This is a genomic window from Turicibacter faecis (assembly GCF_037076425.1).
Classification (GTDB): domain Bacteria; phylum Bacillota_I; class Bacilli_A; order MOL361; family Turicibacteraceae; genus Turicibacter; species Turicibacter faecis.
On the sequence record NZ_AP028127.1, the window covers coordinates 139,485 to 152,135 of the forward strand.

Sequence of the window (12,651 nt, forward strand, 5' to 3'; positions counted from 1 at the left end):
GTTGAACATGATAAACTAGAAAAGTCGCCAAGAGAGGTAGACAAGAAATCTTACAAAAAAGATAAAAAACATTTGACAGAAAAAGTCGAATGTGGTAAGATAAAGAAGTCGCCAAAAGGCGAGAGAAGTTCTTTGAAAACTAAACAGAACGTCAAGAATCATGAGCGAAAGAAATTTCGCAAGCTAAGGAAACAAACAATTATGGAGAGTTTGATCCTGGCTCAGGATGAACGCTGGCGGCGTGCCTAATACATGCAAGTCGAGCGAACCACTTCGGTGGGAAGCGGCGAACGGGTGAGTAACACGTAGGTAATCTGCCCATCAGACGGGGACAACGATTGGAAACGATCGCTAATACCGGATAGGACGAAAGTTTAAAGATGCTCCTGGCATCACTGATGGATGAGCCTGCGGCGCATTAGCTAGTTGGTGGGGTAAAGGCCTACCAAGGCGACGATGCGTAGCCGACCTGAGAGGGTGAACGGCCACACTGGGACTGAGACACGGCCCAGACTCCTACGGGAGGCAGCAGTAGGGAATCTTCGGCAATGGGCGAAAGCCTGACCGAGCAACGCCGCGTGAATGAAGAAAGCCTTCGGGTTGTAAAATTCTGTTATAAGGGAAGAAAGGTGATAGGAGGAAATGACTATCAATTGACGGTACCTTATGAGAAAGCCACGGCTAACTACGTGCCAGCAGCCGCGGTAATACGTAGGTGGCAAGCGTTATCCGGAATTATTGGGCGTAAAGAGCGCGCAGGTGGTTAATTAAGTCTGATGTGAAAGCCCACGGCTTAACCGTGGAGGGTCATTGGAAACTGGTTGACTTGAGTGCAGAAGAGGGAAGTGGAATTCCATGTGTAGCGGTGAAATGCGTAGAGATATGGAGGAACACCAGTGGCGAAGGCGGCTTCCTGGTCTGCAACTGACACTGAGGCGCGAAAGCGTGGGGAGCAAACAGGATTAGATACCCTGGTAGTCCACGCCGTAAACGATGAGTGCTAAGTGTTGGGGGTCGAACCTCAGTGCTGAAGTTAACGCATTAAGCACTCCGCCTGGGGAGTACGGTCGCAAGACTGAAACTCAAAGGAATTGACGGGGACCCGCACAAGCGGTGGAGCATGTGGTTTAATTCGAAGCAACGCGAAGAACCTTACCAGGTCTTGACATACCATTGACGCCTCTAGAGATAGAGGGTTTCCTTCGGGGACAATGGATACAGGTGGTGCATGGTTGTCGTCAGCTCGTGTCGTGAGATGTTGGGTTAAGTCCCGCAACGAGCGCAACCCCTGTCGTTAGTTGCCAGCAGTGAGATGGGGACTCTAACGAGACTGCCAGTGACAAACTGGAGGAAGGTGGGGATGACGTCAAATCATCATGCCCCTTATGACCTGGGCTACACACGTGCTACAATGGTTGGTACAAAGAGAAGCGAAGCGGTGACGTGGAGCAAACCTCATAAAGCCAATCTCAGTTCGGATTGTAGGCTGCAACTCGCCTACATGAAGTTGGAATCGCTAGTAATCGCGAATCAGAATGTCGCGGTGAATACGTTCCCGGGTCTTGTACACACCGCCCGTCACACCACGAGAGTTTACAACACCCGAAGTCAGTGGCCTAACCGCAAGGAGGGAGCTGCCTAAGGTGGGGTAGATGATTGGGGTGAAGTCGTAACAAGGTATCCCTACCGGAAGGTGGGGATGGATCACCTCCTTTCTATGGAGAAAGAGACGTTCTGTTTAGTTTTGGGAGAATTTCGATTTTCCTGGAATTGATCTTTGAAAACTAGATATCTTCTGAAGAAGAAAAGTTAAGTAATAAAGGGCGCACGGAGGATGCCTAGGCACTAGGAGTCGAAGAAGGACGCGACAAACGGCGAAACGCCTCGGGGAGCTGTAAGTAAGCAAAGAGCCGGGGATATCCGAATGGGGAAACCCGCTAGTGGTCATACGCTAGCACCGTATGGTGAATCAATAGCCATAGAGGAGACAGACCCAGGGAACTGAAACATCTAAGTACCTGGAGGAAAAGAAAGAAACATCGATTCCCCAAGTAGCGGCGAGCGAACAGGGAGGAGCCCAAACCGGAGTAATCCGGGGTAGAAGGACCTTCAGAAATGACTGAACATGATAGCCGAATGGTCTGGGAAGGCCAACCGGAGGGGGTGAGAGTCCCGTAGGTGAAATTGTGTGAAGCAGGGAAGGGATCCTGAGTACGGCGGGACACGAGAAATCCCGTCGGAAGCAACGAGGACCATCTCGTAAGGCTAAATACTACCTAGTGACCGATAGTGAACCAGTACCGTGAGGGAAAGGTGAAAAGAACCCCGGAAGGGGAGTGAAAGAGAACCTGAAACCGTGTGCCTACAACTAGTCAGAGCCCGTTAAAGGGTGATGGCGTGCCTTTTGTAGAATGAACCGGCGAGTTACGATATCGTGCAAGGTTAAGTTGAAGAGACGGAGCCGAAGCGAAAGCGAGTCTGAATAGGGCGAGGAGTACGATGTTGTAGACCCGAAACCGTGTGAGCTAGCCATGAGCAGGCTGAAGGTCAGGTAACACTGACTGGAGGGCCGAACCAGGGCACGTTGAAAAGTGCTTGGATGACTTGTGGCTAGGGGTGAAATTCCAATCGAACACGGATATAGCTGGTTCTCTCCGAAATAGCTTTAGGGCTAGCCTCGATAAGAGTCTACTGGAGGTAGAGCACTGAATGGGTGACTGGCCCCACCTCGGGGTACTGATCTCAATCAAACTCCGAATGCCAGATAGATATGATCGGGAGTCAGACTGTGGGTGATAAGGTCCATGGTCAAAAGGGAAAGAGCCCAGACCGCCAGCTAAGGCCCCCAAGTGTCCGTTAAGTGGAAAAGGATGTGGAGATGCACAGACAACTAGGAGGTTGGCTTAGAAGCAGCCATCCTTTAAAGAGTGCGTAATAGCTCACTAGTCGAGTGACTCTGCGCCGAAAATGTACCGGGGCTAAACGGACCGCCGAAGCTGCGGATTGACACGAAGTGTCAGTGGTAGGAGAGCGTTCTAACAGCGGAGAAGCAGTACCGGAAGGAGCTGTGGAGCGGTTAGAAGTGAGAATGCCGGTGTGAGTAGCGAAAGATAGGTGAGAATCCTATCCATCGAAAGCCTAAGGTTTCCAGGGGAAGGCTCGTCCGCCCTGGGTAAGTCGGGACCTAAGGTGAGGCCGAAAGGCGTAGCCGATGGACAACAGGTAGAGATTCCTGTACCACTTAATAAACTGAAGGAGTGACGGAGAAGGCTAAGTTGAGCGTGTGAATGGATTCACGTGTAAGCAGTGAGGTGGTCATGTAGGCAAATCCGCATGGCGAAACATTGAGCTGTGATGCCGAAAGCCCGAAAGGGTGAAGTCAGCTGATGTCACGCTTCCAAGAAAAGCTTCTAGGGATAATTTATTAGGTGCCCGTACCGATAACCGACACAGGTAGGCGAGGAGAGAATCCTAAGATGAGCGAGAGAACTCTTGTTAAGGAACTCGGCAAAATGACCCCGTAACTTCGGGAGAAGGGGTGCTTGTGAAAGCAAGCCGCAGTGAAAAGGCCCAGGCGACTGTTTATCAAAAACACAGGTCTCTGCTAAACCGCAAGGTGATGTATAGGGGCTGACGCCTGCCCGGTGCTGGAAGGTTAAGAGGAGAGGTTAGCGCAAGCGAAGCTTTGAATTGAAGCCCCAGTAAACGGCGGCCGTAACTATAACGGTCCTAAGGTAGCGAAATTCCTTGTCGGGTAAGTTCCGACCCGCACGAAAGGCGTAACGATCTGGGCGCTGTCTCAACAAGAGACTCGGTGAAATCATAGTACCTGTGAAGATGCAGGTTACCCGCGACAGGACGGAAAGACCCCGTGGAGCTTTACTGTAGCTTGATATTGAGCACTGGTGACACATGTACAGGATAGGTAGGAGACGAAGAGACCAGGACGCCAGTCTTGGAGGAGTCGCTGTTGGGATACTACCCTTGTGTTACTGGGGTTCTAACCCGTGGCCATGAGCTGGTCAGGGGACAGTGTCAGGTGGGCAGTTTGACTGGGGCGGTCGCCTCCCAAAGAGTAACGGAGGCGCCCAAAGGTTCCCTCAGAATGGTTGGAAATCATTCGAAGAGTGTAAAGGCAGAAGGGAGCTTGACTGCGAGACCTACAAGTCGAGCAGGGACGAAAGTCGGGCTTAGTGATCCGGCGGTACCGAATGGAAGGGCCGTCGCTCAACGGATAAAAGCTACCCCGGGGATAACAGGCTGATCTCCCCCAAGAGTTCACATCGACGGGGAGGTTTGGCACCTCGATGTCGGCTCATCGCATCCTGGGGCTGTAGTCGGTCCCAAGGGTTGGGCTGTTCGCCCATTAAAGCGGTACGCGAGCTGGGTTCAGAACGTCGTGAGACAGTTCGGTCCCTATCCGTCGTGGGCGTAGGAAATTTGAGAGGAGCTGTCCTTAGTACGAGAGGACCGGGATGGACACACCGCTGGTGTACCAGTTGTTCTACCAGGAGCATAGCTGGGTAGCTACGTGTGGAAGGGATAAACGCTGAAAGCATCTAAGCGTGAAGCCCCCCTCAAGATGAGATTTCCCATTCGAAAGAAGTAAGATCCCTTGAAGACGACGAGGTAGATAGGTCAGGAGTGGAAGTTTGGTGACAGATGAAGCGGACTGATACTAATCGATCGAGGACTTAACTAAATAGGAAAGGCAAAAACGAGCGGTTATCACAGGCAGAAAGTGAAAAGAACTGAGGAATCACGAAGCTGATGAACAGTTATTGAACTTTACCACTGTGATGCGAGAGTTGCCGGACAAGAAGAAGTAAGCAGAAGATATCTAGTTTTGTGAGATTGATGAAATCTGACAGAAGGTCTAGTGATAAGGGCAAGGAGGGCACACCTGTTCCCATACCGAACACAGAAGTTAAGCTCCTTAGCGCCGAGGGTAGTACGCAAGTGCGAGAGTAGGACGTCGCTAGGCCATAAAAAAAATGCGGGTGTAGTTTAATGGTAGAACTTCAGCCTTCCAAGCTGACTGTGAGAGTTCGATTCTCTTCACCCGCTCCAAATAGCCAATCAACATCCTTCGGGATGTTTTTTTTATTTTGTAGATAAAATATGTGGGGTGCTAGATAAAGATTTAAAGATGAAACTATTATAAATTATAAGGATAAAATTTCAAAAACATGTTAAAATGAAAGAAATATTGTTGCTTCATAACTAGTATTTTATATTAGGAACATAAATACTAAATTTGAATTTGTAAAGTTAATTGTGTAATGTTATGATAGATTTATGATGTTTTATCTAGTTATAACAAAATGGTTTAAAAGTGATAGTAGAAATGATCTTGAGATATAAATATTAAGGAATGTCAGCAAGGAGTGGAGGAATGGCTGTGAATATAATTGATCATTTACATAGTAATTATTTATTTGCTGTTATACGTGGGACCAGTGAAACGGACGCTATTGAAATTTCAAAGGCGGCTATTATGGGGGGAATAAAAAATATTGAGATTACATTTACAACGCCAAATGCTCAAGTAGCCATTAGTGGCTTACGTTCTCTTATAAAGGATAGGGATGTCTTTGTAGGAGCTGGAACAGTGATGACGGTGGAGAATGCAAAACTGGCGATTAATTCGGGAGCGGAGTTTATTATAAGTCCTCACTTTTCATTAAAAATAGCTGAGTTTTGTCAAGAACATAAGGTTCCATATTTTCCGGGCTGTGCAACTATAACAGAAATTTGTAATGCCTTAGACCATGGAATTGAGGTTGTAAAACTATTTCCGGGCGGTATTTTAGGCCCGGATTTTATCAGAGATGTTCGTGGACCGTTACCTGATGTTAGGTTGATGCCATCTGGTGGTGTTTCATTAGAAAATATGCAGTTATGGTATCAAAGTGGGGCCTGGGGAATTGCGATTGGTAGTTCTTTAACTGAAAATATTAAATTAGGGGGATATGAATCGGTTTATAGGGTTGCCAAGACATTTGTAGAGAAATACAGGGAATTACTTAATTAATAATTGTGAATAAGGAGATAACTTTTCTTAATTCCTTTAAAATAGAATATTGATGGATAGTAAAATAAAAAATTATTTGATAAATTGGTTGAATGAGTTAGATATTTATACGATTACTTTTAGTGTTTAATGATGAATGAAAAAGAGTTATAACATTTGTTATAACTCTTTTTGTTTTATCCTTTCGTCCAAATTTTACATAGTACAACTTTATTCGAGAATACTAATAGAGATAATTTAACATTTTGAGGTGGTCAGGATGAAGATACAACGTTTTTGGTTATATGGACTATTGTTTATCTGTTGTATGACGACATTGGTTTTTCAACCTATTTTGGTTAAGGCAGAGGAAGAAAAATCAGAGTTAATCTCTAAAACGATTCAGGCGACTCAGGATATTCCGTATTTACCTGATCATTATCGCTATATTGATTGGCGCCAAAGGGCGGTAGAGTTTAATAACTTTTTGTTTAAGACGAATACAGCGGATATAATATTTAATCAGGAAGAAAAAAATACGGGTCGTGCCGCGCTTGGGATTAAAACATATCTCGATGAAGGAATGGAAGAGCCGTCTCAAGCATTAACCCTAATTGGGGCTCTTTTATCCACAGAAGCATTGAATTTAAATATTCTAAATGAGGAAGAGATAAGCAAATTAATGGAGTCTATAGAGTCTTATTATAATATTGAAAATGGAGAGGGAACCTTTTTAAATTATCAAGAGGGTAATAGTAAAGAAATGAGTTTTTGGCAACAACTTTATCCCTCAATTGTTTATTTTATGTTAATGGATCGTTATTCTCCAACCGTTGATTCCGATGCGATGTTACAAAATATTGCGGATACGTGGTATGAAGTAGTCATGGATTTGGGAGGAAGTGATGGAATCGTCGATTTTGGATACACAGGCTATGATTTCAAAAATAAGATCCCATTTGATAATGGAAAGTGGATTGAACCTGATGCAGCAGCAGGGGTTGCACTTCTTCAGTATTATGCTTTTGAAAAGTTTGGGGATCGTAAGTATATGAAGGCGGCAAATTTATGTATGGAATATATGGACGATTTTGATCGGAATCCAGGATATGAATTATTATATTTATATTTGCCCTATCTGTCCGCCCGTCTAAATTCAACGGGTGATTATCACTTTAATACAGCGAAGTATATGGAGTTTTTCTTTACCGAGAGTGACTATCGTCGGGAATATGGTATTTTCAACGATGATTATGCCACCGGATTAATAGGTGAGCGTACTCAATATGGTGGTAGTCCATCGTCATTTCAAAGTATTATCGGGGCAACCGCACTAGTACCGATGTTAAAATATGACCAACGTTATGCGATTGAAGTGGGCCGATACCTTTTGAATGTGACAAATAATTTGAATTTATTTTATGATGAGGATTCATCAGATAATGCTAATATCGTTCCTCTAGAAAGGGTCGAAAAGGATGGGGATGCAAGACAACGGCACTCTATTTTGAGTGGGACTTATTTGGGATTACTAGCCACTATGATTGAACCAACAAACGTTGAGGGAATTTTAAAAGTGGATATTAATCAAAATGATTATTATGTAGAAGAGGCTAAAGAACGTCCCTTATACTTATTATTTAATCCTCATGAAGATCAGAAGGTAGTTGAGTACGAGCCTCAGACAACGGGATGCGTAAGTTTATATGATGTCGTGAGTCATCAATTTCTTAAAGAGAATATTAAAGGAAAAACAGATATTGAAATTAAAGGCAATGAGGCGGTGATGATATTAGAGATTCCAATAGAGGAGGGAGAAAATCAGTATAGTATCGATCGGAAGGTAGAGCACGGGGTAAGTGCCGATGTTCCATTGGCGGTAAATATTTTAGATATACCGCGTTATGGAGTTATTGATGATAAATACCCGATTAATATTGATATTCAAACGACAGATGAGGCAGCCGTTTCAAATATTAAACTTTCACTAGACGGGGAGCCTATTTTCCAAAATGTTAATTATACTAAACCATACGAATTAGAGGCTACAAAGTTGGAGAATGGATATCACTTGTTGGAGGTTGAGGTTACTGCTAAAGGAGGATTAAAGGATTATTCCTATGCACGCGTATTTATCCAAAAAGACGATCAGCCGTATATTTTAAATAATCAGGCAATCGATATTACCAAATGGGAGTATGATTCTGAGAGGGATATTTCACTTACCAATGAAGATAAGGATGCCTTAATTCAAGGAAGAATCGTAAGTCAACCTTTTGCGATTGATTTTAGCCAGGTTCCACTTCTTGATTTAGAGGTAGCAGCATTTAGTGGGTCTTGGTCAGTACTCTTAAGAGATGTTGAAAGTGGACATGAATTTTATTTATTAAAGGATAGTACGGATGCGGGTCATATCATATCTAATATGAATTATGTACTTCATCGATTAAATCCGGGCAAATTTAATTTACTTGGAAAACATGAGGTGCAATTAGTTGTTCTACCGGATGAGAATTCAACGGTCACATTAAAACAGGTACAGATATTTAATGAAGGAATTCAAACGATTGAGGAGAGCAAATGGAAAACCTCATTTCGAACAGAAAAGATTACGCATTGGCAATCGCGGTTTAATGCGTTAGCACGACTAAATTACTATAAAGGTCAGGCAGTTATTCGAAATTTAAATCCAGACGGGAATGGAGGCATGCAAACTCACTATTTTGAGGTGGATTTAAGTAAACATCCAAGATTTAAAATTAAGGTGGATGAGGTAGACGAATTATGGTCATTACTCGTTTATATTGAAGGTGAGAATCGAGGCTATTATTTACAATATCCAACGGATAAGACGGGAACCTTTAGTTATAATATCAGTGAGGTATTAGAGAAGGCTTTACCGGAAGGTGATTTAGATAATCAGGTGAATCTTCAATTTTGGGTTGTTTGTAATGGTCATTATGATTCTACCGTGAAAGTAGATTATCTAAGATTAGATTATGAAAAAAATTGGTTTGAATTAACTGCTATTATTTTGTTATCGGTACTCAGTGTGACGGCAATATGCGTCAACGTGAATAAAGAAAATTAAAAGGGGAGCCTCAAGGCTCCCCTTTTAAAAATATTAAGTCTAAATAAATTTAAAATGGATAAATTTTGTAGATGTTTAGGTGAAGGACACAGTTAGTTATTAAATTATGGTAAAATAGGAGGGAAGGGGGAAACCTGAATGATTATTAAAACGGAAATTATAGATTCATTTTTAGAGTATGGGAATTTGAATGCCGTAAAGGACCATTGGATTTACCAGGCTATTGTCCCTGGACAATTCACTTTCGAAGAACCTAAAAATGTTAATAGGGAATTACTAGTCCATTTATATGAGACAATTAAAAATAGATTGTATAATTTTAAACCGTTAAATGAGAGACTATGGCATAAAATATTTAGTAATCTTCAAATTCCGGATACTACTGCGATTTACCTGATTGTCGGTTTACCTCAACCATACGATGCCGTTGTGAGGGAAGATAAGGTGGGAATGAGATGTATTATTTTGGATTTGGTAAGGTTATGTACTTATGCAGATAGTTTGGAAGAACTTGACTTTATAGCCGCTGATTTTTTAACGCATGAGCTTTCCCATGTGCTTGTGAGTCAAAAGTATCCCTATTCTAAGAAGGTTCCTAAAATAGAGGTTTTAAAACAACTCGTTTTTGATGAAGGAATTGCCCATTTTCTATCTTATGAGGAGGATGTATTGTCGGTAGATTGGCATACAGATAAAATGAATAACCGCCGAAATTCAGTTTATCAAAAATTACGTTATTATTTGACACAGGAAGAGGCATTAACACATGAGGCTTTTAGGAACGCGAACACCGGGTCATTTTGGGATAAATATGCCTCAATATCCGGAATGTTTGCTGTTATCTCTTATTGTGAACGTGGCGGATGCCTTGAAGAGTTGTTAGAAAAGGGGCCGGATGCCCTGCTAGATATTATTGAAAAGGGAATTTAAAAAAAGAGACGTTTGCGTCTCTTTTTTTATACACATTTTAGTTTTAGATCGTCAGTTCTACAACGTATTTATATTTGTCTGATCGATAATAAGTTGTCGTATACTCGATGCTTTGATTGTGTTGGTCTTTACTGATTCTAGTTCTTTTTAATACGGCATCGTTTGTAGAAATTTCTAAGGCATCAGCAATGACCTCATTTGCTAACATGGCTTCAATGTATTCTTCAGCATGGGTAATGTGTATATTTTTTGTCGCTAATAAATCGTATAAAGAACCATATTGTTCTGCATCAAATGGAAGGTTTAGTGATTCAGGTAAATAGGAGATAGAGTACATGATAATATCGTTGTTAACCATACGAATGCGGTTTAATCGTAAAACTTTTTCATTTGTAGAAAGGTTTAGAGCGGATTTAATTGTTTCATCAGGAGTTACTAAAGAGATATTTATTTGTTTATTTTTAAGGAGTAATCCTTGTTCCGACATTTTTTGTGTAAAACTTTTTACTGTGGATAACTTATCAGCAATAGCATTTGAAAGAACAATAGTTCCTTTTCCGCGCCCACGCTCCTTTTTTAGAAGGCCCTCGTTTACTAATTCGTTGACCGCCTGTCGAATAGTCATGCGGCTGACATCAAACATATCTTCTAATTCATTTTCGGAAGGAATAGTACTTCCAACAGGATATTCATTGGTTATAATCTTGTGTTTTAGGACATCTTTAATTTGTAAATATAAAGGTTTAGAATCCTTTGAACGATCAAGTATCACAGATGATTCCTCCAATTCTATTTAAAACGGTATCATATAATAATATCATAATGTTTTTAAGGCTTTTTTTCAACTCTCATATAACATTCTAAATAAAACATCATTATGTCATATGAGTAAAAGATTTTACAAGGAATAAGATTTTTCTTAGATATTTAATAATCTTTTGATGAGATAAGTAGCCATAAAAAAAGGTAGTCTCGTTTAAAAAATGGACTACCTTTAATTTACCATATAAAAATGTTTTCATTGTATAAAAATATTCAAATTCATAAATTATCCAATAATAATGTCTGCTTTTGGATAACGAACTTTTGCTGGGTGAGCATTTGCTCTGAAGATGAGTAGGAAGGTAATAATACCGATGCGGCCAATAAACATCGTTGCAATGAGAACAATCTTAGCAAATGAAGTTAGGGCCCCCGTTATTCCCATAGATAATCCGGTTGTTCCAAAAGCTGAGCAAACTTCAAAGAAAATTTCCATTAATGAGAACGAATCACTCATACAAATAAGAAGTGTCGACAGACAAACAATTAAGGTAGCGACAATATAAATCATAAAAGATTTATAGACCGTTTGAGTTTCAATTTCTCTTCCGTAAATATTCACATACTGTCTTCCACGTGCAAAGGAGAGGATAGCCAGCACCATGATGGCAAATGTTGTTGTACGAATTCCGCCTCCTGATGAATTAGGTGAAGAACCAATGAACATAAGTCCACAGAACATCGTTAATGTAGCGGGAGAGAAGGCATTCATATCTACGGTTGCAAAACCTGCATTACGTGTACTTAATGAGTTAAATGTTGCAAAATAGAATCCTTCAATTAATCCTCTATCTGTAAGAAAGTGATTGTATTCAAAGAGATAGAATCCAATAATCCCAACAATCCACAGGATAAGCGTTGTTACCATCGTTAATTTTGTATAGATGGAGAATTTGAAACGTTGATTCGTTCGTTTGCAGTGGACGTATTTTTGAATATCTAAAATTACCGGGAATCCCATGGCTCCAAAAAACATGAGCATCATATGAAGCGTTTGGACGAAATAGTCATGTTGAAAAGGAATCAATGACGCCCCTGTAATATCGAATCCAGAATTGGTGATGGCAGAGACGGTTGTAAAAAATCCCTGAAGCATCGCAATCCAATAGACAGGATAATAGCCTGCAAAATAATAATAGTGTCCTAGAATAAGCATGAAGATAAGCTCAATCACTAGAAAGGAGATTAAGACGGATTTAACCAATTTAACAACACCACTTAGATTAATTTGGTTTTGATCTGTCATAATGAGGGCACGTTCTCGAGTAGAGATTTTATGTCCTGCTAATAACCAGATGGCTGTGGAAATCATCATTAATCCCAATCCACCAATTTGGAGGTTGAGTGCTAAAATTAAGATTCCTGGAAGACTAAAAGTTTCAACTGTTGAAATCGGTGATAAACCGGTATTACTTAATCCGCTCGTTGATACAAAGAGAGCGTCAAGAAAGGAAAGAGATGCTCCCTCTTGCAAGCTGAAAGGTAACCAAAGCAAAATAGCAAATCCGACCGTGAATAGAAAGTAATAGCCGGCAATTAAACGTGTCGGGGTAGAATGAAGCAGTCCCCGAATCTTTTGAAAAATGAACATGATGGCACTCCTTTTAATAGTTGATAAACATAGCATAATGCTAGTGATTTGAATTTGATTATATCATTAATAGCAACAAAAAAAGTGTAAAATTTATGACGCAATCCAATAAAAACGTTATTATATGGCAATGATGATAATTGATTCCATGAGTAGGAGATGCATAGTGTTATCTGCAGATAGGATTTCAATAATCCACAACTT

5 protein-coding genes, 1 tRNA gene and 3 rRNA genes are annotated in these 12,651 nt (G+C 41.3%); 7 read left to right on the plus strand and 2 right to left on the minus strand.

Annotation, left to right across the window (positions count from 1 at the left end):
* The first annotated feature begins 198 nt into the window (after positions 1–198).
* From AACH31_RS00735 to AACH31_RS00765, 7 genes are all read left to right on the plus strand, one after another.
* Positions 199–1,715: ribosomal RNA gene (locus tag AACH31_RS00735) — 16S ribosomal RNA — on the plus strand.
* Positions 1,716–1,807: 92 nt separating this feature from the next.
* Positions 1,808–4,702 (plus strand): 23S ribosomal RNA (locus tag AACH31_RS00740).
* Between the two features lie 173 nt (positions 4,703–4,875).
* Positions 4,876–4,984: ribosomal RNA gene (gene rrf, locus AACH31_RS00745) — 5S ribosomal RNA — on the plus strand.
* The 16S, 23S and 5S rRNA genes sit together here with 1 tRNA gene alongside, the layout of an rRNA operon.
* A 12-nt stretch (positions 4,985–4,996) precedes the next feature.
* Positions 4,997–5,070: transfer RNA gene (locus tag AACH31_RS00750), tRNA-Gly, on the plus strand.
* Between the two features lie 325 nt (positions 5,071–5,395).
* Entirely contained in the window at positions 5,396–6,034 is a 639-nt protein-coding gene (locus tag AACH31_RS00755) for a bifunctional 4-hydroxy-2-oxoglutarate aldolase/2-dehydro-3-deoxy-phosphogluconate aldolase (protein WP_161830959.1), read from the plus strand.
* A 259-nt stretch (positions 6,035–6,293) separates the two neighbouring features.
* Positions 6,294–9,104, plus strand: a complete 2,811-nt coding sequence (locus AACH31_RS00760; protein ID WP_161830960.1) for a hypothetical protein — start codon at positions 6,294–6,296, stop codon at positions 9,102–9,104.
* A gap of 138 nt (positions 9,105–9,242) precedes the next feature.
* Complete coding sequence (locus AACH31_RS00765; RefSeq protein WP_161830961.1) at positions 9,243–10,034, plus strand: hypothetical protein; 792 nt, start codon at positions 9,243–9,245, stop codon at positions 10,032–10,034.
* A 43-nt stretch (positions 10,035–10,077) separates the two neighbouring features.
* Here AACH31_RS00765 and AACH31_RS00770 read toward each other — a convergent pair whose 3' ends face one another.
* Complete coding sequence (locus tag AACH31_RS00770) at positions 10,078–10,806, minus strand: GntR family transcriptional regulator (protein WP_161830962.1); 729 nt, start codon at positions 10,804–10,806, stop codon at positions 10,078–10,080.
* 276 nt (positions 10,807–11,082) lie between these two features.
* Complete coding sequence (locus AACH31_RS00775) at positions 11,083–12,447, minus strand: TrkH family potassium uptake protein (protein ID WP_161830963.1); 1,365 nt, start codon at positions 12,445–12,447, stop codon at positions 11,083–11,085.
* Positions 12,448–12,651: the final 204 nt, after the last annotated feature.

Coding starts and splice junctions, on each gene's coding strand:
- AACH31_RS00755 (WP_161830959.1), top strand. CDS start 5,396: ATGGCTGTGAATATAATTGATCATTTACATAGTAATTATTTATTTGCT.
- AACH31_RS00765 (WP_161830961.1), top strand. CDS start 9,243: ATGATTATTAAAACGGAAATTATAGATTCATTTTTAGAGTATGGGAAT.
- AACH31_RS00760 (WP_161830960.1), top strand. CDS start 6,294: ATGAAGATACAACGTTTTTGGTTATATGGACTATTGTTTATCTGTTGT.
- AACH31_RS00775 (WP_161830963.1), bottom strand. CDS start 12,447: ATGTTCATTTTTCAAAAGATTCGGGGACTGCTTCATTCTACCCCGACA.